At 53.0% G+C, this 25,690-nt stretch carries 24 protein-coding genes and 1 pseudogene; 20 read left to right on the top strand and 5 right to left on the bottom strand.

What is annotated here, in order from left to right; all coding sequences use genetic code 11:
• Positions 1-4: 4 nt before the first annotated feature.
• The gene (locus HV229_RS03345) at positions 5-1,045 is read right to left on the bottom strand and encodes an aldo/keto reductase (RefSeq protein WP_046276176.1); all 1,041 of its coding nucleotides are present in this window, start codon (positions 1,043-1,045) and stop codon (positions 5-7) included.
• A gap of 155 nt (positions 1,046-1,200) precedes the next feature.
• Here HV229_RS03345 and yghX point away from each other — a divergent pair, with 155 nt between their 5' ends.
• The 11 genes from yghX to hybG all read left to right on the top strand — a co-directional run bounded on the left by yghX (position 1,201) and on the right by hybG (position 11,069).
• Positions 1,201-2,088, top strand: a complete 888-nt coding sequence (yghX, locus tag HV229_RS03350) for a YghX family hydrolase (RefSeq protein WP_047499231.1) — start codon at positions 1,201-1,203, stop codon at positions 2,086-2,088.
• Between the two features lie 214 nt (positions 2,089-2,302).
• Entirely contained in the window at positions 2,303-3,943 is a 1,641-nt protein-coding gene (locus tag HV229_RS03355) for a methyl-accepting chemotaxis protein (RefSeq protein ID WP_151222300.1), read from the top strand.
• Positions 3,944-4,028: 85 nt separating this feature from the next.
• Positions 4,029-4,316 (top strand): DUF2623 family protein, encoded by a 288-nt coding sequence (locus tag HV229_RS03360; protein ID WP_114681209.1) that lies wholly within the window; start codon positions 4,029-4,031, stop codon positions 4,314-4,316.
• A gap of 189 nt (positions 4,317-4,505) precedes the next feature.
• Complete coding sequence (gene hybO, locus HV229_RS03365) at positions 4,506-5,624, top strand: hydrogenase 2 small subunit (RefSeq protein WP_016154493.1); 1,119 nt, start codon at positions 4,506-4,508, stop codon at positions 5,622-5,624.
• Positions 5,625-5,626: 2 nt separating this feature from the next.
• Positions 5,627-6,613, top strand: a complete 987-nt coding sequence (gene hybA / locus HV229_RS03370; RefSeq protein ID WP_003828357.1) for a hydrogenase 2 operon protein HybA — start codon at positions 5,627-5,629, stop codon at positions 6,611-6,613.
• Entirely contained in the window at positions 6,603-7,781 is a 1,179-nt protein-coding gene (hybB, locus tag HV229_RS03375; RefSeq protein WP_016154492.1) for a Ni/Fe-hydrogenase cytochrome b subunit, read from the top strand. The genes hybA and hybB overlap by 11 nt, the downstream gene beginning before the upstream one ends.
• The gene (gene hybC / locus HV229_RS03380) at positions 7,778-9,481 is read left to right on the top strand and encodes a hydrogenase 2 large subunit (protein ID WP_003024476.1); all 1,704 of its coding nucleotides are present in this window, start codon (positions 7,778-7,780) and stop codon (positions 9,479-9,481) included. The genes hybB and hybC overlap by 4 nt, the downstream gene beginning before the upstream one ends.
• Entirely contained in the window at positions 9,481-9,975 is a 495-nt protein-coding gene (locus HV229_RS03385; RefSeq protein ID WP_016157468.1) for a HyaD/HybD family hydrogenase maturation endopeptidase, read from the top strand. The genes hybC and HV229_RS03385 overlap by 1 nt, the downstream gene beginning before the upstream one ends.
• Positions 9,968-10,456, top strand: coding sequence for a hydrogenase-2 assembly chaperone (hybE, locus tag HV229_RS03390; RefSeq protein WP_016154490.1), 489 nt, complete (start codon positions 9,968-9,970; stop codon positions 10,454-10,456). The genes HV229_RS03385 and hybE overlap by 8 nt, the downstream gene beginning before the upstream one ends.
• Positions 10,449-10,790, top strand: coding sequence for a hydrogenase maturation nickel metallochaperone HypA (gene hypA / locus HV229_RS03395; protein WP_016157467.1), 342 nt, complete (start codon positions 10,449-10,451; stop codon positions 10,788-10,790). Before hybE ends, hypA begins: the two co-directional genes overlap by 8 nt.
• A gap of 30 nt (positions 10,791-10,820) precedes the next feature.
• A complete protein-coding gene (gene hybG / locus HV229_RS03400) occupies positions 10,821-11,069 on the top strand; it encodes a hydrogenase maturation factor HybG (protein ID WP_003024459.1) in 249 nt (82 codons plus the stop codon).
• Positions 11,070-11,119: 50 nt separating this feature from the next.
• On the opposite strand, the gene yghU is transcribed toward hybG, so the two are convergent.
• Positions 11,120-11,986: a glutathione-dependent disulfide-bond oxidoreductase gene (gene yghU / locus HV229_RS03405; protein ID WP_181546895.1), complete on the bottom strand. Its 867-nt coding sequence runs from the start codon at positions 11,984-11,986 to the stop codon at positions 11,120-11,122.
• A 218-nt stretch (positions 11,987-12,204) separates the two neighbouring features.
• On the opposite strand from yghU, the gene HV229_RS03410 reads away from it, so the two are divergent.
• Together HV229_RS03410 and gss are read left to right on the top strand one after the other, a co-directional pair.
• The gene (locus HV229_RS03410) at positions 12,205-14,493 is read left to right on the top strand and encodes an FdhF/YdeP family oxidoreductase (protein WP_181546897.1); all 2,289 of its coding nucleotides are present in this window, start codon (positions 12,205-12,207) and stop codon (positions 14,491-14,493) included.
• A gap of 153 nt (positions 14,494-14,646) precedes the next feature.
• A complete protein-coding gene (gene gss, locus HV229_RS03415) occupies positions 14,647-16,509 on the top strand; it encodes a bifunctional glutathionylspermidine amidase/synthase (RefSeq protein WP_181546898.1) in 1,863 nt (620 codons plus the stop codon).
• Between the two features lie 180 nt (positions 16,510-16,689).
• Here the strand turns inward: gss and HV229_RS03420 are convergent, their stop codons facing one another.
• The 3 genes from HV229_RS03420 to HV229_RS03430 are packed head-to-tail and all read right to left on the bottom strand — an operon-like array spanning position 16,690 to position 18,259.
• Positions 16,690-17,229, bottom strand: a complete 540-nt coding sequence (locus HV229_RS03420; RefSeq protein WP_115190183.1) for a redoxin domain-containing protein — start codon at positions 17,227-17,229, stop codon at positions 16,690-16,692.
• A 41-nt stretch (positions 17,230-17,270) separates the two neighbouring features.
• Positions 17,271-18,011 (bottom strand): hypothetical protein, encoded by a 741-nt coding sequence (locus HV229_RS03425; protein ID WP_095715602.1) that lies wholly within the window; start codon positions 18,009-18,011, stop codon positions 17,271-17,273.
• Positions 18,012-18,019: 8 nt separating this feature from the next.
• Entirely contained in the window at positions 18,020-18,259 is a 240-nt protein-coding gene (locus tag HV229_RS03430) for a thioredoxin family protein (RefSeq protein WP_181546900.1), read from the bottom strand.
• A 183-nt stretch (positions 18,260-18,442) separates the two neighbouring features.
• Here HV229_RS03430 and HV229_RS03435 point away from each other — a divergent pair, with 183 nt between their 5' ends.
• The 7 genes and pseudogenes from HV229_RS03435 (at position 18,443) to HV229_RS03465 (ending at position 25,690) form a co-directional block, all read left to right on the top strand.
• Positions 18,443-19,030: a MarR family winged helix-turn-helix transcriptional regulator gene (locus HV229_RS03435; protein ID WP_181546902.1), complete on the top strand. Its 588-nt coding sequence runs from the start codon at positions 18,443-18,445 to the stop codon at positions 19,028-19,030.
• Between the two features lie 111 nt (positions 19,031-19,141).
• Positions 19,142-19,306, top strand: a pseudogene (locus HV229_RS03440) (IS3 family transposase); the annotation flags it as partial.
• Positions 19,307-19,861: 555 nt separating this feature from the next.
• Entirely contained in the window at positions 19,862-20,359 is a 498-nt protein-coding gene (tssB, locus tag HV229_RS03445) for a type VI secretion system contractile sheath small subunit (protein ID WP_016154481.1), read from the top strand.
• A gap of 33 nt (positions 20,360-20,392) precedes the next feature.
• Positions 20,393-21,940 (top strand): type VI secretion system contractile sheath large subunit, encoded by a 1,548-nt coding sequence (tssC, locus tag HV229_RS03450; protein WP_047358630.1) that lies wholly within the window; start codon positions 20,393-20,395, stop codon positions 21,938-21,940.
• A 17-nt stretch (positions 21,941-21,957) separates the two neighbouring features.
• Positions 21,958-23,298 (top strand): type VI secretion system baseplate subunit TssK, encoded by a 1,341-nt coding sequence (gene tssK / locus HV229_RS03455; RefSeq protein WP_053388769.1) that lies wholly within the window; start codon positions 21,958-21,960, stop codon positions 23,296-23,298.
• Positions 23,295-23,984, top strand: coding sequence for a type VI secretion system protein TssL, short form (gene tssL, locus HV229_RS03460; protein ID WP_095715603.1), 690 nt, complete (start codon positions 23,295-23,297; stop codon positions 23,982-23,984). Before tssK ends, tssL begins: the two co-directional genes overlap by 4 nt.
• Entirely contained in the window at positions 23,981-25,690 is a 1,710-nt protein-coding gene (locus HV229_RS03465) for an OmpA family protein (RefSeq protein WP_095715604.1), read from the top strand. The genes tssL and HV229_RS03465 overlap by 4 nt, the downstream gene beginning before the upstream one ends.

Consider the following 25,690-nt stretch of genomic DNA (forward strand, 5'->3'; position numbering starts at 1 on the left):
ACGGCTATTTGTCAGATGAGGCCTGCCACAGGTTCAGCTTACCATCCGCGACATGTTTATCGATCTGCGCCAGTTCTTCGGCGCTGAACGTCAGGTTAGACAACGCCTGAACGTTCTCCTCCAGTTGCTCCGGTCGGCTGGCGCCAATTAATACCGACGTCACCCGGTTGTCTTTCAGCAGCCAGCTTAAGGCCATTTGCGCCATCGACTGTCCGCGCTGTTGCGCCATCTCATTGAGCAAACGCAGGCTGTTAAGGTTTTCTTCCGTCAGCATATTTTCCGTCAGCCCACGAACTTTTTTCCCTTCACGCTGCATGCGTGAACCTTCCGGAATGCCGTTGAGGTATTTCCCCGTCAGCAGCCCCTGGGCCAGCGGCGTAAATGCGATGCAGCCCATGCCGTTGGATTCCAGCGTATCCAGCAGACCGCTGCTGTCTACCCAACGGTTAAGCAGGTTGTAAGAAGGCTGGTGGATCAGCAGCGGAATTTTCCATTCCCGCATCAGCTCGGCCATTTTCTGCGTACGCTCCGGGGAATAGGATGAGATGCCGACATACAGCGCTTTACCGCTTTGCACCGCATGGGCCAGCGCTGAGGCGGTCTCTTCCATTGGCGTATTTTCGTCAACGCGGTGCGAGTAGAAGATATCGACATAGTCGAGGCCCATGCGTTTCAGGCTCTGGTCGAGGCTGGCGAGCAGGTATTTGCGCGAACCGCCAGAACCGTATGGCCCTGGCCACATGTCATAGCCTGCCTTGGTGGAGATGATCAGTTCATCACGATAGTGTGCAAAATCCTCGCGCAGTAATCGGCCAAAATTCTCTTCTGCGCTGCCCGGAGGCGGCCCGTAGTTATTGGCTAAATCAAAATGCGTGATGCCTAAATCAAATGCTTTACGCAGCAGAGCGCGCTGTGAATCCAGCGCCTGAACGTGCCCAAAACTGTGCCACAAACCCAGCGATAGTGCGGGTAAACGTAAACCGCTGCGCCCGCAGTAGCGATAGAGCATCTGCTCGTAACGTTCAGGATTGGCAAACCAGTCCATGAGATCTCCTTAGTGCAGGTGAATTTCGAAACAACGTTTCTATTCTAGCGGGTTCATGATGAATATCCCGTTCACCAGGTCACACTGGAATGAAAAACTGGGCAAAAACAGACCACTGTGCTTTGCTTAAAAAAACATCGATCTGGAGTGCTGCCATGCCGCGTCTAACTGCCAAAGACTTTCCGCAAGAATTGCTCGACTACTATGACTATTACGCTCATGGCAAAATAACGAAACGCGAGTTTCTCAATCTTGCTGCGAAATATGCAGTCGGTGGTATGACGGCGCTGGCTTTATTCAATGTATTGAAACCCAATTATGCCCTCGCAACGCAGGTGGAGTTCACCGATCCTGATATCCTGGCGGAATACATGACTTACCCTTCACCTGAAGGGCATGGTGATGTGCGTGGGTATCTGGTCAAACCTGCGAAAGCGACGGGGAAAGTTCCGGCGGTAGTGGTGGTGCATGAGAATCGTGGGCTGAATCCGTATATTGAGGATGTGGCACGGCGGGTGGCAAAGGCGGGCTATATTGCGCTCGCGCCTGATGGCTTAAGTTCAGTGGGGGGCTATCCTGGCAATGATGATAAAGGTCGGGAGTTGCAGCAGCAGGTTGACCCCGTAAAGCTGATGAATGACTTTTTTGCCGCCATTGAATTTATGCAGCGTTATTCAGGCGCGACGGGAAAGGTGGGTATCACCGGATTTTGCTACGGTGGCGGCGTGTCGAACGCCGCAGCCGTTGCTTTTCCTGAACTGGCCTGCGCAGTGCCTTTTTATGGGCGTCAGGTTCCTGCATCAGATGTCCCTAAAATCAAAGCGCCTTTATTACTGCACTATGCGCAATTAGATACCCGAATTAATGAGGGATGGCCTGCCTATGAAGCGGCGCTCAAAGCCAATAAGAAAGTCTATGAGGCATATATCTATCCCGGCGTGAATCATGGTTTTCATAATGACTCGACACCGCGTTATGATAATGCTGCCGCTGATTTGGCCTGGGAGCGTACTCTTGCATGGTTTAACAAATATTTACGATAGAAAACAAGGGATTATTTAATGCCTCAGGTTAATTATCTGAATAATAATGCTAGCTAATTTCATTAGCATTCATGTTGATATAGTGTAAATAATATTGGATGTACTTAAGAAAGTAAAAAAATAAAGAATGCATTATATCTTCTCTGTTGCCTGCCGATAACAAGGATAAGTATCGCCTGATGGCGAATTCCTCATCAACGGCAAGGAAATTATTATGCGTTTGCTGAAAAACTTCACTATTCGTATTGTCATGTTGGCAATACTGGGACTTTTTTGCCTGCTCTGGTCGGGCGTGGGTTTATTCAGTCTTCATTCTTTATCAAAAATATCTGAAGGCAATGATATTGACCGTCATCTTGTCCATCAGATGACGGTGCTCAGTCAGGGGAACGATCAGTATTTTCGCTTCGTAACGCGCTTAAGTCGCGCCATGGATGTCAAAATGAGTGGCGGAACGCCTGATTTTGCACCAGCGCAGCAGTCCCTGGAGAATATGAGCAAAAAACTCCAGGAGATGAAAACGTTGTCACCGGGGCCTATGGATCCGGACGTTGCCGCGGCGGTACTGACGAAGTGGCAGGCGCTGCTGGATAACGGGGTGATTCCGCAAATGCAACTGGCGCAGCAGGGCACGCTTACGGCCTTTGCGGAGCATGCCAGCACCGTTACGCCAGCGCTGAGCCGTGAATTTGGCGCCAGTGCCGAACGTTTTAACGCCACGGCAGGTGAGCGGCTTGATACCACGCGCGTCATGGTCGATGGCAAAACGTCTATCATCCGGACGCTAATTATTACCGCCGTGATCCTCGGTATTGCTCTCCTGTTCTTCACAGACCGTTACCTCGTCGCCATGATGGTGAAACCCCTGGGACGTATCCGCCAGCAGTTCCAGCAGATTGCTCAGGGCGATCTCAGCCATCCAATCGAAGATTTTGGCCGTAACTGCGTGGGCCAACTGGTGCCGTTATTGTGCGCGATGCAGGACAGCCTGCGCGAAGCCGTCAGTACAATTCGCTCAGGTAGTGACAACATCTGGCGAGGGGCTACGGAAATTTCCACCGGCAATAACGATCTCTCATCGCGTACTGAGGAGCAGGCTGCGGCGCTGGAAGAGACCGCTGCCAGTATGGAGCAACTGACCGCAACGGTAAAACTGAACGCCGAAAACGCGCGTGAAGCCAGCCAGCTTGCCGATACGGCGACAGAGACGGCAGGTAAAGGGAGCAGCCTGGTTTCAGAAGTGGTTGAGACGATGGACGGCATTGCCGCCAGCTCTAAACAGATCGCGGAAATTACGTCGGTTATTAATAGCATTGCCTTCCAGACCAATATTCTGGCGCTGAACGCGGCAGTTGAAGCTGCCAGAGCAGGTGAGCAGGGGCGTGGTTTTGCCGTTGTTGCCGGTGAGGTGCGTAACCTCGCCAGCCGTAGCGCCGGGGCGGCGAAAGAGATTGAGACGCTGATTGGCGAATCGTCGCGTCGCGTCGATCAGGGCGCTCGACTGGTTAAAGAGACGGGATTAACCATGGAGGCGATTCTGCGCGGAGCCACCGAAGTGACCGTTATCATGAAGCAAATTGCTTCTGCCTCAGAAGAACAGAATAAGGGCATTTCGCAGGTGAGCGTGGCGATCACGCAGATGGACAGCGTAACGCAACAGAACGCCGCGCTGGTAGAGCAAGTTTCCGCCGCAGCTGTGGCGCTTGAACGGCAAACGGAAGAGCTGCAACGCTCGGTACAACAGTTCCGCCTTTCAGCAAACGATGTGCAGTACGCCGCCACCAGCACCGCTTCCCCTTCAGCAGACAGCAAAACGTCTGCGGCCGCTAAAAAGGATGAATGGGTGTCCTTTTAAGCGGGCATAAAAAAGTACGTGATACCTCTGGTCTTTGCTTAAAAAATCGCTATATAATTTATTATATAGCGATTGGAGGTTATGCATGGACAACCATTTTGGAAAAGGCTTGATGGCCGGATTAAACGCGTCAAGTGCGGATAGCGCACGCACGGCGGCCAATTTTTGTGCTGATTATAAACGCGGTTTTGTGCTGGGATTTTCTCATCGAATGTTTGAAAAAACGGGCGATCGACAGCTCAGCGCGTGGGAAGCGGGGATCCTCACGCGTCGCTATGGGCTGGATAAAGAGATGATTATGGATTTCTTTAAAGAGAACCAGTCCAGTACAACAATTCGTTTTTTCATGGCTGGCTATCGTCTCGAAGCTTGATCCGAAAGGGGTATTATCTTGCTTTAATTAATTACACTATTGACCTACGCCTTCGTTTTGTTGCTCCGCCGAAGTATTATAATGCACATAACCATATAAAAAGTGTGGTAAATGGCGCGCCGATCGCAATATGCAACATGCGAAAGGTGCAAAATAAAAGCCAGGTCTTCGCAACGGAATAACTATAAAATGACTGGAGATAACTCTCTCATCAATTCGAACGGCATCAATCGCCGTGATTTCATGAAGCTTTGTGCAGCACTGGCCGCTACCATGGGGCTCAGTAGCAAAGCCGCCGCAGAAATGGCCGAATCAGTTTCTCGTCCTCAGCGTCCACCGGTTATCTGGATTGGTGCGCAGGAGTGTACGGGTTGTACTGAATCGCTACTTCGCGCGACACACCCTACAGTGGAAAACCTCGTTCTGGAGACAATCTCTCTGGAATACCATGAGGTACTCTCTGCCGCTTTCGGCCACCAGGTCGAAGAGAATAAACATAACGCTCTGGAGAAGTACAAAGGGCAATATGTTTTGGTTGTAGATGGTTCTATCCCACTGAAAGACAATGGTATTTACTGCATGGTTGCCGGTGAGCCGATCGTAGATCACATCCGCCGGGCCGCAGAAGGCGCTGCCGCTATCATTGCCATCGGCTCTTGTGCCGCGTGGGGGGGGGTTGCTGCTGCTGGCGTTAACCCAACGGGTGCCGTCGGCTTGCAGGAAGTTCTGCCAGGCAAAACCATCATCAACATCCCCGGCTGTCCTCCGAACCCGCACAACTTCCTTGCAACGGTCGCGCATATCATCACTTACGGTAAGCCGCCGAAGCTGGATACTAAAAACCGTCCGACATTTGCCTATGGTCGTTTGATTCACGAACACTGCGAACGTCGCCCGCACTTCGATGCAGGTCGTTTTGCTAAAGAGTTTGGCGATGAAGGTCACCGTGAAGGATGGTGCCTCTACCATCTGGGCTGTAAAGGACCAGAAACCTACGGCAACTGCTCAACGCTGCAATTCTGCGATGTTGGCGGCGTGTGGCCGGTGGCTATCGGTCACCCTTGCTACGGCTGTAACGAAGAAGGTGTCGGTTTCCATAAAGGTATTCACCAGCTTGCTCATGTGGAAAACCAAACACCGCGTTCCGAGAAACCTGACGTCAATATGAAAGAAGGCGGCAATATTTCTGCCGGGGCGATTGGGCTGCTTGGTGGCGTAGTAGGACTGGTTGCCGGTGTCAGCGTGATGGCGGTTCGTGAACTGGGGCGTCAGCAGAAGAAAGATAACGCTGACTCACGGGGAGAATAACCGTGAACAGACGTAACTTTATTAAAGCAGCCTCCAGCGGGGCATTGCTGTTGGGCGCTGCGCCGTCCATCAGCCATGCGGCTGCAGAAAACCGTCCGCCGATCCCTGGTTCTCTTGGGATGCTCTATGACTCGACGCTGTGCGTAGGCTGCCAGGCCTGTGTCACCAAGTGTCAGGATATCAACTTCCCGGCGCGTAACCCGGAAGGCGAGCAGACCTGGTCGAACAACGACAAACTGTCACCGTATACCAATAACATCATCCAGGTGTGGCGTAGCGGAACAGGCGTTAACAAAGACCAGGAAGAAAACGGCTACGCATACATTAAGAAGCAGTGCATGCACTGTGTCGATCCGAACTGCGTCTCCGTTTGCCCGGTCTCCGCGCTGAAGAAAGATCCGAAAACTGGCATCGTCCACTATGACAAAGATGTCTGCACGGGCTGTCGTTACTGCATGGTCGCCTGCCCGTACAATGTGCCTAAGTATGACTACAACAACCCGTTTGGTGCGCTTCACAAATGTGAACTGTGTAACCAGAAAGGTGTTGAGCGTCTGGATAAAGGCGGTTTACCGGGTTGTGTTGAAGTGTGCCCTGCCGGTGCGGTGATTTTTGGTACGCGTGAAGAGCTGATGGCTGAGGCGAAAAAACGTCTCGCGCTGAAGCCTGGCAGCGAATACCACTATCCGCGTCAGACGGTGAAAGCAGGCGATACCTATCTGCATACGGTACCGAAGTATTACCCCCATCTGTACGGCGAGAAAGAGGGTGGTGGTACACAGGTTATGGTACTGACGGGCGTTCCTTACGAGGATTTGGATCTGCCGAAACTGGATGATCTTTCAACCGGTGCGCGTTCCGAACATGTTCAACATTCCTTGTACAAGGGCATGATATTACCCCTGGCTGCGCTGGCGGGCTTAACCGTGCTGGTTCGTCGTAACACGAAAAACGACCATCACGATGGAGGAGACGATCATGAGTCATGATCCTAAACCGCTGGGCGGAAAAATAATCAGCAAACCGGTCATTATTTTTGGGCCGCTTATCGTCCTGTGTATGCTCCTGATCGTGAAACGTCTGGTCTTCGGATTGGGCTCAGTCTCCGATCTGAACGGCGGTTTCCCATGGGGTGTATGGATCGCGTTTGACCTGCTGATTGGTACCGGCTTCGCGTGCGGTGGCTGGGCTCTGGCGTGGGCGGTGTATGTTTTCAACAGAGGACAATACCATCCGTTGGTACGTCCGGCGCTGCTGGCGAGCCTGTTTGGCTACTCGCTGGGTGGTCTGTCGATCACCATTGACGTCGGTCGTTACTGGAACCTGCCGTATTTCTACATTCCGGGCCACTTCAACGTGAACTCGGTACTGTTCGAAACGGCGGTCTGTATGACCATCTATATCGGCATCATGGCGCTGGAATTTGCTCCGGCTCTGTTTGAACGTCTGGGGTGGAAAGTCTCTCTCAAACGTTTGAATAAAGTGATGTTCTTTATTATTGCCCTTGGCGCACTGCTGCCAACTATGCACCAGTCTTCAATGGGTTCATTGATGATTTCTGCGGGCTATAAGGTGCATCCGCTATGGCAAGCTTATGAAATGTTGCCGCTTTTCTCCGTATTAACCGCTTTTATTATGGGCTTCTCGATCGTCATCTTCGAAGGCTCGTTGGTACAAGCCGGGCTGAAAGGTAATGGTCCAGACGAGAAAAGTTTGTTCATCAAGCTGACGAATACCATCAGCGTACTGTTGGCGATTTTCGTGGTTCTGCGCTTTGGCGAACTGATCTATCGCGACAAGCTGTCCTATGCGTTCTCAGGCGATCTTTACTCCCTGATGTTCTGGATTGAAGTCGTGCTGATGGTCTTCCCGCTGGTGGTGCTGCGCGTCACTAAGCTGCGTAACGACTCGCGCATGCTGTATCTGTCTGCGCTGAGCGCATTGCTGGGTTGTGCGACATGGCGTCTGTCCTATTCGCTGGTGGCGTTCAATCCTGGTGGTGGCTACCACTACTTCCCGACCTGGGAAGAACTGTTGATTTCTATTGGTTTTGTGGCTATTGAGATTTGTGCATACATCGTACTCATTCGTCTACTGCCGATACTTCCTCCTTTAAAACAAAACGATCAAAATCGTCATGAGGCGAGCAAAGCATGAGCCAGAGAATTACTATTGATCCGGTAACCCGTATTGAGGGTCATTTACGCATCGACTGCGAAATCGAAAATGGCGTGGTATCTAAAGCATGGGCTTCCGGTACCATGTGGCGCGGCATGGAAGAGATCGTGAAAAACCGCGATCCGCGCGATGCCTGGATGATTGTGCAGCGTATCTGTGGCGTTTGTACTACCACTCACGCTATCTCTTCCGTTCGTGCAGCAGAAAGCGCGCTGAATATTGATGTTCCGGTGAACGCACAGTATATCCGTAACATCATTCTGGCCGCGCACACCACGCATGACCACATTGTTCACTTCTATCAGCTCTCTGCGCTGGACTGGGTGGATATCACCTCTGCACTGAAAGCAGATCCAGCGAAAGCGTCTGCCATGCTGAACGGCGTGTCCTCCTGGCACCTGAACAGCGCAGAAGAGTTCACTAAGGTTCAGAACAAGATCAAAGACCTTGTTGCCAGCGGTCAGTTAGGCATTTTTGCCAACGGTTGCTGGGGTCACCCGGCGATGCAGCTGCCGCCAGAAGTGAACCTGATTGCGGTCGCTCACTACCTGCAGGCGCTGGAATGCCAGCGTGATGCTAACCGTGTTGTGGCGCTGTTGGGCGGTAAAACGCCGCACATTCAGAACCTGGCGGTAGGCGGGGTTGCTAACCCAATTAACCTCGACGGCCTTGGCGTGCTGAACCTCGAGCGCCTGATGTATATCAAGTCCTTTATCGATAAGCTGAGCGACTTCGTTGAACAGGTTTACAAGGTTGATACCGCGGTGATTGCTGCGTTCTACCCTGAGTGGCTGGAACGTGGTCAAGGTGCGGTTAACTATCTGAGCGCACCGGAATTCCCGACTGACGGTAAAAACGGCAGCTTCCTGTTCCCGGGTGGTTACATCACCAATGAAGATCTGTCGACCTATCGTCCGATCACCTCTCACTCCGATGAGTACCTGATCAAAGGGATTCAGGAGAGTGCGAAACACGCGTGGTACAAAGACGAAGCGCCGCAGGCTCCGTGGGAAGGCACAACGGTTCCTGATTACACCGGTTGGTCAGATGACGGCAAGTACTCCTGGGTTAAAGCACCGACCTTCTACGGTAAAACGGTTGAAGTGGGTCCGTTGGCCAACATGCTGTGTAAACTGGCGGCCAAACGCGAGTCTACCCATGCCAAGCTGAATGAAATCATCGCGATTTACACCAAGCTGACCGGTAAAACTATCGAAGTGTCACAGCTGCACTCTACGTTGGGCCGTATTATTGGCCGTACCGTTCACTGCTGTGAACTGCAGAACGTTCTGCAGGATCAGTACAATGCGCTGATTGTGAACATCGGCAAAGGCGACCACACTACCTTCGTGAAACCGGATATCCCGGCAACGGGTGAATTTAAAGGTGTCGGTTTCCTCGAAGCGCCGCGCGGTATGCTGTCTCACTGGATGGTGATCAAAGATGGCATTATCAGCAACTACCAGGCGGTAGTACCGTCAACCTGGAACTCTGGCCCACGTAACTTTAATGATGAAGTGGGACCGTATGAGCGCTCGCTGGTAGGTACGCCGATTGCCGATCCAAACAAACCGCTGGAAGTGGTTCGTACCATTCACTCCTTCGACCCTTGTATGTCATGTGCGGTGCATGTGGTGGACGTTGATGGGAACGAAGTGGTCTCAGTTAAGGTTCTGTAATGCGGATATTAGTCTTAGGGGTCGGCAATATTTTGCTGACCGACGAAGCCATCGGGGTACGTATCGTTGAGGCATTAGAACAACGGTACGTCCTGCCAGACTTTGTTGATGTTCTGGACGGTGGTACGGCTGGGATGGAGCTTCTCGGTGATATGGCGAACAGAGATCATCTGATCATTGCTGACGCCATTGTGTCGAAGAAAAACACGCCAGGAACGATGATGGTCCTGCGGGATGAAGAGATCCCGGCGCTGTTTACCAACAAAATCTCACCGCACCAGCTTGGTCTGGCCGACGTATTGTCGGCCCTGCGTTTCACCGGCGAGTTTCCGAAAAAGCTGACGTTAGTCGGTGTTATTCCGGAATCGCTGGAGCCGCATATCGGACTAACGCCAACGGTTGAAGCGATGATTGAACCTGCGCTTGAGCAGGTTCTTGCCGCGCTTCGCGAATCAGGTGTTGAAGCGATCCCGCGGGAGGCGGCTCATGTCTGAGGAGTTTGTCGGTTTTCAGACGGCCCCGAAGATGCAAATTCAGGCAGCGTTTGAAGAGGTTGCCCGGCGTTCAATGCACGATCTCTCTTTCCTGCATCCGAACATGCCAGTATATGTCTCTGAATTTACGCTGTTTGAAGGACAGTGGACGGGGTGTGTTATCACGCCCTGGATGCTCAGCGCACTGATTTTCCCCGGACCGGACCAGATCTGGCCGGTGCGTAAAGTCAGCGAAAAAATCGGACTGCGTCTGCCGTATGGCGAGATGACATTTACCGTTGGTGAACTGGAGGGCGTATCGCAATACCTTTCCTGCTCACTGATGTCGCCGCTTTCGCACAGTATGTCGGCGCAAGAAGGCATGCGTCTGACTGACGATTGCGCGCGAATGCTGTTATCGCTGCCGGTTAGCGATCCGAATGCGCCGCAGCTTAATCGCCGCGCGTTGCTGCTGGGGCGTCGGAACTGCGAAAATGCATGAGCTGTCCCTTTGTCAGAGCGCGGTTGAGATTGTTCAACAGCAGGCAGAGCAGCACGGTGTCAAACGTGTAACCGGTGTTTGGCTGGAAATCGGGGCGCTCTCCTGCGTTGAAGAGAGCGCCGTTCGTTTCAGTTTCGACATCGTCTGTCAGGGGACGCTGGCTCAGGGTTGTGAGCTGCATATTGATTACAAGCCAGCCCAGGCATGGTGCTGGGATTGCAGTCAGGTTGTGGAAATCACCCAGCATGATGCGCAGTGTCCACAATGTCAGGGCGATCGTCTGCGGGTTGATGCTGGCGATTCACTGAAAGTGAAAAGTATTGAAGTCGAATAACCCATAGGTTGCTATGGGGCGGAGTCAGATATGTGTATTGGAGTCCCTGGTCAGGTTCTGGCCGTTGGTGAAGATATTCACCAGCTTGCGCAGGTTGAAGTGTGCGGCATCAAACGTGATGTCAATATTGCCCTGATTTGTGAAGGTGATACAGCTGAGCTGGTCGGGCAATGGGTGCTGGTGCACGTAGGGTTCGCCATGAGCATCATTGATGAAGATGAAGCTAAAGCCACGTTAGACGCACTTCGCCGCATGGAGTACGACGTCACCAGCGCGTGACAAATCCTGAATGAAATTGCCGGATAGCGGTTGCCATCCGGCAATTTATTTTAGTTCTGGCGCTTATCTTCGGTATGGGTATCGAAGTCGCTGGCGTCATGGCGTTCATGAAGCTGCTCGTTCAGCGGTCCGTTGGTGCGGTTTACAATACGACCACGCTTAACCGCCGGACGCGCTGCAATCTCTTTTGCCCAGCGTTGTACGTGCGCGTAGCTTCCTGCGTCAAGGAACTCTGCTGCGTCGTAGACGTTGCCCAGAACCACATTGCCAAACCATGGCCAGACCGCCATATCGGCAATGGTGTATTCATCTCCGGCCACAAACTGATGTTGCGCCAATTGTTTATCCAGCACGTCGAGTAAGCGCTTGGCTTCCATGGTGAAGCGATTGATAGCGTACTCAATTTTTACCGGAGCATAGTTATAGAAGTGGCCAAAGCCTCCGCCGAGGAACGGCGCTGCGCCTTGTAACCAGAACAACCAGTTCAGCGTTTCGGTGCGTTTTGCCAAATCCTGCGGCAGGAAATAACCATATTTTTCCGCCAGATAGAGCAGGATTGCGCCAGATTCGAATACGCGAACCGGTGGGTTTTGCGAGTGATCGCGTAGCGCCGGTATCTTCGAGTTCGGATTCACCTCAACAAAGCCGCTGGAAAACTGATCGCCATCGCCAATGCGGATAATCCAGGCATCGTATTCCGCGCCCTTCACCCCCTGCGCCAGCAACTCCTCCAGCATGATCGTCACTTTCTGCCCGTTTGGCGTACCCAGCGAATAGAGCTGCAGCGGATGTTTGCCAACCGGCAGCGTTTTCTCGTGGGTGGCTCCGGAAACCGGGCGGTTGATATTGGCGAATGCGCCCCCGTTCGATTTTTCCCACGTCCAGACTTTCGCGGGCTGATAGGTATTGTCTGACATATTGACCTGCCTTCTGAGTGGTTGTGTTGATGCAGTGTAGCAGTTAGGTAGAACTCAATTTAACAGATTGGGACTTTATGTCGCTTTGTGCTGAAAGGGGAAGATAAATCTAACCCGTTCATTGTACTCGCTCCGTACTCCATGAAGAGGAAATCAATGTTGGACGGAAATTGCTACCGTATTCACCATTAAAAATTGGCGGTGAATAAGCAGTAATAATGAAAAATGGTGTTCCAGGAGTAAGCGGTTATCAGGGCCCGGCGGGTGGGTGGGGCGCGGTAAAAGCCGTCACTGCTTCGGTGTTTTCGCAAAAGGCTGTCGCCCGCGACATTATCGCGATGTTCAAAATGAACCAGGTGAAAGGGTTCGACTGTCCGGGCTGTGCGTGGCCGGACCCAGGGCACCGTGCGCCAATGGAGCTGTGCGAAAATGGCGTTAAGGCGGTCTCCTGGGAGACAACCAGTAAAAAAGCGTCACCGGAATTTTTCAGCCGTCACCCGGTTTCCACACTCTGGCACTACAGCGATTATGAGCTGGAAAATATCGGTCGTTTGACGCATCCGATGAAATACGATGCAGCATCAGATACCTGGCAGGCGGTGGATTGGGATATCGCCTTCCAGGAGATAGGCGAGCGTCTGCGCAGCTATGATTCACCCCAGCAGGTTGAGTTTTACACCTCCGGCAGAACGTCAAATGAAGCGGCGTTCCTGTATCAGCTTTTTGCCCGTGAATATGGCAGCAGCAACTTTCCTGATTGCTCAAACATGTGCCACGGACCGACCAGCGCAGGGCTAACGCCGGCCATTGGCCTTGGAAAAGGGACCGTTGAACTTGACGATTTTGACCATTGCGATCTGGTGATTTGTATCGGGCATAACCCTGGCACTAATCATCCACGTATGCTGACCACCTTACGCGACGTTGCCAAACGCGGGGATAAAATTATCTCTATCAATCCGCTGAACGAAAGGGGGCTTGAGCGCTTTAGTTTCCCGCAAAGCCCGAAAGAGATGTTCACTGGTCAGTCGACGCAGCTGAGCAACGACTACTACCAGGTAAAAATGGGCGGTGACGCCTCGCTGCTCAAAGGCATCATGAAGGCGCTGATCGAAATGGATGAAGCGCGGATCTTACTGGATCAGCAACCGACACTCGATCATGCGTTTATCGATGAGCATACCGCTGGATATGCAGCGCTGTATGATGACTTACGTCAGCATAACTGGGCGGAGCTGGAACAGGACTCGGGCCTGACGCGCAGTCAGATGGAAGACCTGGCACACAGCTACAGTAAATCTCGTGCCACTATTATTTGTTACGGGCTGGGCATCACCCAGCATAAAAACGGTACTGAGAACGTCCAGCAACTGATAAACCTGCTGCTGCTGAAAGGTAATATGGGTAAGCCAGGGGCGGGGATCTGCCCGTTGCGCGGTCATTCTAACGTGCAGGGCGACCGTTCCGTGGGGATCAACGAAGCGGCATCCGAAGATTTCCTGCAACGCCTTGAGACGCATTTTTCTATCCGTGTTCCGCGTACACATGGCCGCTCCAGCGTGGAGAGTATTCGGGCCATCGAACGGGGAGAGTCAAAAGCGCTCATTTGCATGGGTGGCAACCTGGCGGTGGCGATGCCGCAGCCGCAGCGTACCTTTGCGGCGATGAAAAATTTGGATCTGCAGGTGCATATTGCGACCAAGCTGAACAGATCGCATTTGCTGCTGGCAAAGCATAATTACCTGCTGCCTGCATTAGGTCGAACGGAGCGCGACATTCAGGCGACGGGGAGCCAGTCGGTGACCGTCGAAGACTCGATGTCGATGGTCCATGCTTCCTGCGGCGCGCTGAAGCCAGCTTCCCGCTGGTTAAAATCGGAGCCCGCGATTGTGGCGGGCATGGCACACGCCACTCTGCCGCTTTCGCCGATCAACTGGGAAGCGTTAACCGGGGACTACGCGCTGATCCGTGACGCCATTGAAGCCGTGATCCCGGCGTTCCACGATTACAATGCCCGTATTGCCGAGCCGGGCGGATTTCGTATGGATACGCCCGCTTCGCGCCGTGAATGGCGAACGGCGAATGGTAAAGCCAACTTTATCGTCAGCCATCAGCGGGCGGTAGAGCGAGAAAATCAGCCTGCCGATGCACTGGTTCTGGCGACGCTGCGCAGCCACGATCAATACAACACCACTATTTATGGTATGAACGATCGCTACCGTGGCATTACCGGTCGTCGGGATGTGGTGTTTTTAAACGCTGAAGAAGCGGCGACTCGCGGTCTGAACCAGGGAGATGTGGTCAACGTTCAGGCGCTGGACGACAGCGGCCAGCCCTGTTCGGATCGCATTATGCACGGCTTGACGGTGGTGATTTACAACATGGCGGTGGGCTCAATAGGCGCTTATCTGCCAGAAGCGAATGTCCTGCTTTCGCTGGATGCGGTGGACACACAAAGTTTGACTCCGGCGTATAAAAGCGTACCGGTCACCCTGACAAAAGCGTAGTTCCTGCTGTGAATTTTTCGCCTCTGAGCGCCAGCCGCTGCGTTGAGGTGTATGATGATGTTGACCTCTGTCCGGTTAGTGTCGCAGAGCAGGCAATCAGAGCGAAAAATTCACGCCAACCTGCTCAGGCTGTATTGTTTTGAGGTAAGGTGCATGAGCAAAGGAACGACCAGTCAGGATGCCCCATTCGGGACATTATTGGGCTACGCCCCAGGCGGCGTAGCAATCTACTCTTCAGATTACAGCTCCCTCGACCCACGGGACTACGACGATGATGCGGCATTTCGCAGCTATATCGACGACGAATACATGGGCCACAAATGGCAGTGCGTAGAGTTCGCACGCCGCTTTCTCTTCCTTAATTATGGCGTGGTCTTCACCGATGTAGGCATGGCCTGGGAGATCTTTTCCTTACGCTTTCTGCGCGAAGTGGTGAATGACAATATCCTGCCGTTACAGGCATTTCCGAATGGTTCACCCCGCGCGCCGGTAGCCGGTGCTCTGCTTATCTGGCAAAAAGGCGGTGAGTTTAACGGTACCGGCCATGTGGCGGTCGTCACCCAGTTGCTGGAAAACAAAATCCGTATTGCCGAACAGAACGTGCTCCATACGCCGTTACCTCCCGGACAGCAGTGGACCCGCGAACTGGAGATGGTGGTTGAAAACGGTTGTTACACCCTGCGTGATACCTTTGACGACACCACCATCCTTGGCTGGATGATCCAGACCGATGATACCCGTGACAGCCTGCCGCAGCCGGAGATCGCCAATGACTCGCTGAAAATTGGCGGCGCGCGACTGGAAGATAACGGGCAGTTTGACGGTAAATGGCTTGATGAACAGGATCCGCTGCAGAAAGCCTACGTGCTGGCGAACGGCCACGTGATTAATCAGGATCCGCATCAGTACTTCACCATTACCGAGAGTGCAGAGCAGGAGCTGATCAAAGCCACCAACGAGCTGCACCTGATGTATCTGCACGCGACCGACAAAGTGCTGAAAGATGACAACCTGTTGGCGCTGTTCGATATCCCGAAAATCCTCTGGCCGCGTCTGCGCCTTTCCTGGCAGCGTCGTCGGCATCATATGATTACGGGACGTATGGATTTCTGTATGGATGAACGCGGACTGAAGGTGTATGAGTACAACGCCGATTCCGCATCGTGCCATACCGAAGCTGGTTTGATCCTCGAAAGATGGGCCGAGCAGGGCTATACAGGACAGGGACACAACCCAGCTGAAGGATTGATCAACGAACTGGCGGGGGCCTGGAAGCACAGCCGCGCGCGTCCTTTTGTCCACATCATGCAGGATAAAGATATAGAGGAAAACTACCACGCTCAGTTTATGCAGCAGGCGCTACGTCAGGCCGGGTTTGACAGTAAAATTCTGCGTGGCCTCGATGAGCTACGTTGGGATGACGCCGGTCAGCTGATTGACGGGGACGGTCGTCTGGTGAACTGCGTCTGGAAAACCTGGGCGTGGGAAACCGCGATTGAGCAGGTGCGAGAGGTCAGTGAAACGGAGTACGCCGCGGTACCAATTCGTACCGGGCATACGAATCAGGAAGTGCGTTTAATCGACGTGTTGCTGCGCCCGGAAGTGCTGGTCTTTGAACCTCTGTGGACGGTGATCCCTGGTAATAAAGCGATTCTGCCGATCCTGTGGCAACTGTTCCCACACCACCGCTATCTGCTTGATACTGATTTCACTGTTAATGAAGAGCTGGCGCAAACCGGTTATGCAGTGAAACCTATTGCAGGACGTTGTGGCAGCAACATCGATCTGGTGAGCCATCAGGAAGAGTTACTGGATAAAACCAGCGGTAAGTTTGCCGAGCAGAAGAACATTTATCAGCAGCTTTGGTGTCTGCCAAAAATTGCTGGTAAATATATTCAGGTTTGTACCTTCACCGTAGGCGGTAACTATGGGGGGACCTGCCTGCGCGGCGATGAGTCGCTGGTGATTAAAAAAGAGAGCGATATCGAGCCGCTGATTGTAGTGAAGGAAGAGTAATCTTTTTGCGAGTGCTTGATTGAAATGCGAAAACCCGGAGTATATCTCCTAATGCTTGTCAGTTTAGCTTTTGATGGAAACCGTAATGCATAGCGTTGCGGTTTCTTTTTCACTGCCCGGGGATAATGTTTCACCCTTCCCACGGGCAGGAAAAAACTCTCCGCCATATCCAGTATCTCATTATGTAGTGGCACACTGCCCATCACTGCACCCTGATGCCATAGACGCGTCCTCGGAAACAGACAACGACTCATTCAATAACGCCCCGATTTCTGCTCCCAGTGCGAGGTCGTCTACCTGACCAAAATATTGCTGGCGTAGGTATCCCTGCTGATCAATTAACGTCAACGTAGGTGTACCGCGCATAGCGTAGGACAGCATGGTCTGGGGGACATCATTGTCAGGAGACGGCATATCCACCCCGACGGGGAAAGGGATGCGGTATTCTGATAGAAAGGTTTCCAGTGCCTGTGCGGTCATTACTTCATGATGTTCAAAAACCGTATGTAGGCCAATAACGACCACCTTATCCGGTGGAAAAGTGGCGTACACACGTGAAACCTGCGGCAGTCCATGGGAAACACAGCCAGGACACAGCATCTGAAATGATTCCATTACCACGACCTTGCCGCGTAATGATTCCAGGGTTATCGGCTGTGATGTATTAAACCAGCGTTCAATTGTCAATGTTGGTGCTCGCGGATGGCGAATGATATTCATGTTAACTCCAGAACCCGCACTGTTGTGCGGGTTAATTTCCGTTACTGGTTTACTTTCCCCGGCAGCGTCAGCTTACCAGAGGCCACTTTAAATACATCCTCGACGCAAAGTAGCGGCGCATGAACGGACGCATTCACTCGTAGCCCGGCAGTTACACCATCAAACTGGCTGGCAGTGACCACGCCAATATTATCGAACGGAACTTTCACTTCTACAGTTTCGCCTGTCAGCGTAGGATTCCAGCCCGGACTGTCCAACAGTACCGGCAAGCCAGGCCAGGTTTTTGGCAGCCGGGGTTTTTGTCCCTCAGGAATATCAACTACGGCCAGTGCGCCAGGCCCGCAGACCTCGTTAGGCTTCAGCACCACCCAGTGGGTATGCCACAGATCGCCATCATTGTTGCGGTTACCATCGCCATTTTCATCATACAGCGGCGTATCATCCAGATCAGGATGGGATGTTACCGCCAGCGCCAGGATACCGGCCTTATGTTCAAATCCCACTTCATACGGATCGATCGTTGTCGGCCAGACATAAGAGAAAATTTCCGTTCCCGCCAGCTTACCTGTTACTGCAGGCTTACTTTTACCTGCCTTGCCGGAAACTGCCATATGGAAGGTGGCAACATTCCCTTCGGTAGTGACTTTAGTGTGCACAATATCAAACTCAGCCAATACAGCCTTGTCGGTGCTGGTTTTAATACCGCCCTGATGAGGCTCATTGCCATGTGCACCGGCAGAGGTGGCGATAGCCATTGCTAATACAATCGCAATACGTTTCATTTTTATCCTTAAAGCAGATCTTTAATAAACGCACCAAAGTTGATGTGAAGCGGGATACCGCCATCCAGTACCAGGGCTGGAACAGATTGCACACCAGCTTCGATGGCCTCATTCAGTCGCGTTTTATCATTTCCGAGATGAACGATTTCTAACGTGTATTGAGCGGGATCCAGTGCCAGTGCGATTTGGTGTTCTGCATCTACGCATACCGGGCAACCTGCATGAAAGAAAACGGCTGTTTTACTCATGATGACTTTCCTTGTGTAATATCAAATGGTATCGAGTCGATACCATTTGATATTACACACACACTGAAAATATTGTCAATATGGTTTTGAATCGATACTATTGATGACAGTAAATCCCCATCGTTAGAAAGTCTGGACGTTTGCTTATCCAGCACGTATCCCGGCAAGCAGAGGCAGGTAACTGTGACACTCTTTGATATTCTTGAACGCCTGGTGAGCCTGCAAATGGGCAGCTTTTATCGCCATCCGCAACTGAAAGGACTCCCCACAACATGGGTTCAGATTCTTTTCTATTTAACGCGATGCAATGGTTATTCCAATACGCCCGCTGCAACAACGGAATACCTCGGGCTGACTAAAGGCACGGTATCGCAGTCCCTGAATAAACTAGAGCGTGAAGGCTGGATTAGAAGAGAAAATGACGGCAAGGATAAACGGGTTGTCCATCTGGTTCTGACATCCAAAGCGAGTGAAGTGATGCATACCATCATGCAGGAGACACTGCAGGAGCCTTGGGATTCATTAGCTTTTTCTGAGGAACAACTGAAAACAGTTTTTCTGGCCCATCTGCGGAGTATGCAGAAAAATCAGGGGGCCAGAATGTTTGGTGAGTGCCGTTTTTGCCGGTTTCATCAGTCGATAAATGGGCATCTCTGGTGTGGTTTAACAGAAGAGCCAATTCCCATGGAAAGCACCACATTAATTTGTCGTGAATTTGAGGAACCGGAAAATAGTTGCAGCGTTAGCGATCAGAACGAGAGAAAGGGCTAGATACTGGCTTTTGAACGGATAAAGTGCGGACATAAAAAAATCCAGAAAATGGTATGCGCATTCTCTGGATTTTGTAGTGGAACACTGAATTTGGCCACCTGAACAGAGGTGATATGCTCATTCTGCCACGTGTTCGTGGTTCATCGCAGCAGTGAAAAAACAGACGGCAGACGGGCTGTATTACGCGGTCAGGTTCTGGCGTTGCATAACATCAACCATGGTTTTGCTGGCGCAAGAAGTATCGTGACCATGGCAACGCTGAGAGGCTTCCGGATGAGGGCAGGCTGATTACACCGATTGAATTTCTTGTGACTGGCGATTTGTCATCGTGTATGGCGGTTTTCCAGGCCCATGCCCTCCCAGGCGTCATGCAGCCCTGACATTAAATGAAACGCTCTCTTTCGGGACATAAAACCGATTATGTTCCTGACGCTTTCCATATGGCTACTGCAGTGTTTCCCACATGAAGCAAGGCTATGATTTACTGCCCCCTTTTATTTCTTTCTGATCTCAAACCATTTCCTTGAAAGCACATTGGTGTTTTTAACTTTCTTATATTGATGTAGATCAATTCAAGATCGCTTTATTAATAATTATCCGTTCATTTTAACTGCTGCGACATAAATGTTTGTTTTGTGTGCTGGTAATAGTCCATTTTACTGACATCTCAGCACTATTCACTATTAACATTTAGAGGAAAATTCCTAAGAATTTACTTAAAATAGATTAAAGATCGGTAAATTTGATCTATTGTCGATCATTGTTCTATTATCACATGTAAAGAACTTTCGTTTGAAAGATGCACGCAGTGATAAACCGAGGGATGATGAGATGGCTGATAGTTTCCAGAATGAAGTGCCAAAGGCACGTATTAATCTAAAGCTTGACCTGCATACAGGGGGAGCTAGCAAGAAAACTGAGCTCCCTCTGAAATTACTGGTGGCGGGCGACTTCAGTAATGGTCAGGAATCTGCACCACTGTCTGAGCGCAAAAAAGTTAACTTGAACAAGAATAATTTCGACTCAGTTCTTTCCGAATATTCCCCAAAAGTCAATCTGACCGTTAAAAACACGCTCGCCAGTGATGGTAGCGAAGACAATATCAGTCTGATATTCCAGAGCATGAAAGATTTCACCCCGGAGCAGGTTTCCCGACAGATCCCTCAGCTGAAGGCAATGCTTTCCATGCGTAACCTGCTTCGCGATTTAAAAGCGAACCTGCTGGACAATCAGGCTTTCCGAAAGGAGCTGGAAAAAATTCTGCTCGACCCGGCGTTAAGCGCAGAACTCCGCTCAGAGCTGTCTGCTCTGGCACCTAAACAGCCATAACGGTCACGATGATTTAACGGATTAAAAAGGAAGATGCTGATGTCTGTAAAAAATGAGAATGCGACTGGTGGCGAAAGCGTGGTGCTGGAACGTCCTGTTGCGGGCGGGGTTTATGCGTCCCTGTTTGAAAAAATCAACCTGAACCCGGTCTCTGAGCTGAGTGCGCTGGATATCTGGCAGGACGCGCAGGCGATGTCGGATGCGACTGCGGATGAGCGTCTAACGGCGGGGATGCAGGTATTTCTCGAATGCCTGACGAAAGCGGGCTCAAAAGTTGAAAAACTCGATAAAAACCTCATTGACCACCATATCGCAGAGCTGGACTACCAGATTAGCCGTCAGCTGGATGCGGTAATGCATAGCGAAGAATTCCAGGCTGTGGAGAGCCTGTGGCGCGGCGTGAAATCCCTGGTCGACAAAACTGATTTCCGTCAGAACGTGAAGGTTGAACTGCTGGATATGTCCAAAGAAGACCTGCGTCAGGACTTCGAAGACAGCCCGGAAATCATCCAGAGTGGACTGTATAAACATACATACATTGATGAGTATGACACCCCGGGCGGTGAACCGATTGCCGCGCTGATTTCCGCTTACGAGTTTGATGCGTCTGCGCAGGATGTTGCCCTGCTGCGCAATATTTCAAAAGTGTCTGCTGCAGCGCATATGCCGTTTATCGGCTCTGCTGGCCCGAAATTCTTCCTCAAGGATTCAATGGAGGAAGTGGCGGCCATCAAAGATATTGGTAACTACTTTGACCGTGCGGAGTACATCAAGTGGAAATCCTTCCGCGAGACGGACGATGCCCGCTATATCGGTCTGGTGATGCCGCGTGTACTGGGGCGTCTGCCTTATGGTCCGGACACCGTGCCAGTGCGCAGCTTCAACTATGTGGAAGAAGTGAAAGGTCCGGATCACGACAAATACCTGTGGACTAACGCCTCGTTTGCTTTTGCGTCTAACATGGTTCGCAGCTTCATCAACAACGGCTGGTGTGTGCAAATCCGTGGCCCACAGGCCGGTGGTGCCGTGCAGGATCTGCCTATTCATCTGTACGATCTGGGCACCGGCAATCAGGTCAAGATCCCGTCAGAAGTGATGATCCCGGAAACCCGCGAATTTGAATTCGCCAATCTGGGCTTCATTCCGCTGTCGTACTACAAGAACCGCGACTACAGCTGCTTCTTCTCCGCCAACTCCACCCAAAAGCCAGCGATTTACGACACCGCGGATGCGACCGCCAACAGCCGTATCAATGCCCGTCTGCCGTACATTTTCCTGCTGTCGCGTATTGCACACTACCTGAAGCTTATCCAGCGCGAAAACATCGGCACCACCAAAGATCGTCGTCTGCTGGAGCTGGAGCTCAACACCTGGGTGCGCAGTCTGGTGACCGAAATGACCGATCCGGGCGACGAGCTGCAGGCCTCTCACCCGCTGCGTGATGCAAAAGTGGTGGTGGAAGACATCGAAGACAACCCGGGCTTCTTCCGCGTGAAGCTGTACGCCGTGCCGCACTTCCAGGTGGAAGGGATGGACGTCAACCTGTCACTGGTTTCCCAGATGCCGAAAGCCAAGTCATAAGCTAAGGCAGGAAGCCAATGAAAACGGAACAACCGTTATGGGGCAGGGGCGTTATGGTCTCTCCCCAGCACTTCCAGCAACAGGCCGCATACGCGGCCTGGTCTGCGGAATGCATTGCCCGACTGGGCCTCTCCCATCCCTGGGGGATGATTGATGCCACTTTCGAACCGGATGCACTGAAACTGGGCCGCCTGCAGGCCCGTCATCTGCACATCCGTTTCCCCGACGGCACGCTTATCGACACGGATAATGCCGACTCTCTGCCGCCGGTGCTGGCGCTTGAGGGCGAATCACAGGAAGTGGCGGTGGTTCTGGCGCTTCCGCTACTGCGGGCAAATGGCGGCAACTGTCTTAAACCCGATGAGGTGGCCGAGCGCCCTGTGCGTTATCGCCAGCGCTGGCGGGATGTCCGTAACGCCTTTGGGGACGATACCCGCCAGATTGCGGTGATGCAGCCCGAGCTGACGTTGCGTTTCGCCCATCAGAACAACAGTGATTACCTGACCTGTCCGGTCGCCCGTCTACAGCAGGATTCACAGGGGAGCTGGGCACTCGATGAAACCTTTCTTCCGCCACTGCTGGCTCTGCAGGGCAGCCGCTGGCTGGTGACCCAGCTGGAACAGCTGATGATGCAACTGCGTGCCCGTCTGAGTCGCCTGATGGACATGCGTCGTGAAAGTAACGAGCGCATGGCCGATTTTGCCGTGGCTGACGTGTCTCTGTTCTGGTTGCTCAATGCCCTGAACAGCGCAGAACCCGTGCTCGGACAGTTTCAGCGACACCCGCAAAGTCCGCCGGAGCGTCTGTATCCGGAGCTGGCAAGGCTCGCGGGCAGTCTGCTGACCTTCTCGCTGGAACACCAGGTGAGTGCTATTCCTGTCTGGCAGCATGAGCAACTGAATAACGTCTTCCCGCCGCTCTTTGACCTGCTGGGCGACCTGCTGGAAGCCAGCCTGCCGTCGCGGGTGGTAGCGATCGAGCTTGAGCATGATGCCCGGCTTCACTTCTGGCAGGCCCGTCTGCATGACCCACGCCTGCGCGAAGGGGCGGATTACTACCTCTCCGTGCGTTCACCGATACCGGTGGCACAGCTGCAGGAACAGTTCCCGCGCCAGTGCAAGGTCGGCAGTCCGGATCATGTCAGGAGTATCGTCAATTCATCACGGGTAGGTGTGCCCCTGATGCCCCTGCGTCATGTGCCAGCCGCCATCCCACTGCGTCTGGAAAACCAGTATTTCAGCCTCGATGTCTCTCATCCTCTGGCCAGCGAAATGCTTCAGGGCGGCACCTGTATGTTTTACGTTCCGGGCATGCTCGGCGAGCTTGAACTTGAACTCTTTGCGGTACTGAGAACATGAGTGAGTCCAAACGCAGCGCTGCTGCGTCCATTGATATTGATGCCCTGCTGCAGGACACCTGGCTGCAGGTGATCAGCCTGCGTCACGGTCCGAAGTTTCAGGATGGAGAAGGGCGCACGTTGTGGGAGCGCTGCATTGCTGATGTCGAACGCGTGCAGCGTGAGCTGAAAGCGAGCGAACTCGATGAAGCCAGCTGTCAGCATATTCTCACTGCACAGTGTGCGCTGCTTGATGAAGCCGTCAAAGGTCGCGGTGTGGAGGATGATGCCTGCCTGCAGTGGTATGACATTCCTCTGCAGGGGCACTTCCTTGGCACCATGGATGCCGGTGATACGCTGTGCGATCGGATGCGCGATGTGCTGCGTGAACCGGCGCCCGACCACGCTGTTGTGACCTGCTTCCAGCGGGTCATGATGCTGGGGTTTCTCGGCAGTTTCCGCTCGCTGAACGATCCGGAGCGCCAGAAACTCGTCAACGCGCTCAGTGCACATGTCACGCCGTTCAGCTATCCGCAGGCTCACCCGATACTGGCAGAAAGCCGTACCGGACGAGGTATGGGTGGTTGGCTGGCGTCATGGCCCGTGCGTATCGGCCTGAGCGTGATGGTAGTCGCCGCACTCTGGTGGGGACTGGATCACTGGTTGGATCAGACGCTGCTGACCCTGCTGCCGGGAGCCGTGAAATGAGTCCTGAACAACAGCGCGGGCTTGCGTTGTGGGCCGCCCTGCTGAGTGCAGTGGTCTGCCTGGGTTTCCTGCCGGTGTCCCGACTGGTTTCTGTGCTTGTTCTGTTGGCGATGCTGGGGCTTATTCTGGCGTTCTGGTATGTCGCCAGTCGTCGTGTGGAGCATGACGTCACCCTGCGTCTGGATGACCTCCCGGAAGCCACTTACCGTCAGCCCGTGGTGTTGGTCTGTGGCGATCTGCCGCTGGCATGTATGCAGCAGTCACCGGTGCTCACTGTCACGCAGGGATGCTGGATCCGCGTGGAGGATCATCAGGATCTGGAGCAGGCAGCCCGCCAGGTACTGTGGTTGCGACCTGACTGGGGTCGCCAGCTGTCGGTGATGGTCAGCATCTGTCCACAGAAACACGCCGACAGCGAGCGCCTTACCAGTCGTCTGCTGGCCTTGCGCTGGCAAATCAGCCAGTTGCGTAAAGAAACCGGGCATTCCGTGCCGCTGGTTCTGAATGGTCAGGTTGGCAGCGCGATGACGAATGATCTGCTCTGGCAGGCGGCTATCCCGGGGGAAGGGGTGAGGGTCTGGCGTGAATCTTCAGCGCCGAGTTCAATCGCTACGTGGGTTACCACCGGTGGGTCGCCTGCAATGCAGCAACAGGTGCTGATGAACAGCCTGATGAGCTGGTTCCATCAGCACGTCAAAGCTGTCTTTATGGATGAGAACCCCGACGTTCCTGTCATTGCGCCTGTTGCGGTGCTGTGGGGAATGGGACCGATCCTTGCCGGAAGTCTGGCCACATCTGTCTGGACTGCGTGGCTTTCCCGTCACACTGCGATGCAGCAGGTAGCGGGCTGGCAGCCGGTAGGAACGGACAGTACGGTTATCTCCCCCTTCCCGGATTTTATCCTGCCACTGCTGCCCGAAGGGCGAGGCCTGACGCCGCGTGGGCGAGCCTTCCGTTGTGCGCTCGGGATTTTCACGCTGGCGGCCATTGCTGCGCTGCTCAGTAGTGGCTGGAACAATCGCCAGCTGCTGCAGCGTGTGAGCTTCGATATTGCCCGCTATGACCGTATCCCGATGCATGATTTCGGACCCAAAGCCGATGCCGTTGCTGTCCTGCGTGACGATGCGGCAGAGCTGAATGACCAGGCTCGTAATGGCGTACCGATGCGGATGGGGCTCGGTCTGTATCAGGGGGAGCGTCTGCGAATGCCTGTGCTGGATGCGATCCGTTCCTGGGTGCCTCCACCTCCGCCGCCTGAACCACAGCCGAAATCCAAACCGGTACCGAAAATTGTCCGCCTCGACAGCATGTCGCTGTTCGATTCCGGTAAATCCGACCTCAAGCCGGGCTCCACCAAAATGCTGGTGACCTCCCTGGTTGGCATCAAAGCTAAACCGGGCTGGCTGATTGTGGTGTCAGGTCATACCGACAACACCGGCAATCCAAAACTGAACCAGACGCTTTCACTTCAGCGTGCCGAAGCGGTACGTAACTGGATGCGTGACACCGGCGATGTGCCGGAGAGCTGTTTTGCGGTGCAGGGCTATGGCGAAAGCCGCCCGATCGCAACGAACGACACCCCGGAAGGGCGCGCACTTAACCGTCGTGTCGAAATCAGTCTGGTACCGCAGGCCGATGCCTGTCAGATACCGGGCAATCCCCAGGCGTCATCGGATGATGGCGCAGATAAAACTGTAATGGAGTAA

It is taken from the genome of Citrobacter sp. RHBSTW-00524 (genome assembly GCF_013747755.1).
Classification (GTDB): domain Bacteria; phylum Pseudomonadota; class Gammaproteobacteria; order Enterobacterales; family Enterobacteriaceae; genus Citrobacter; species Citrobacter braakii.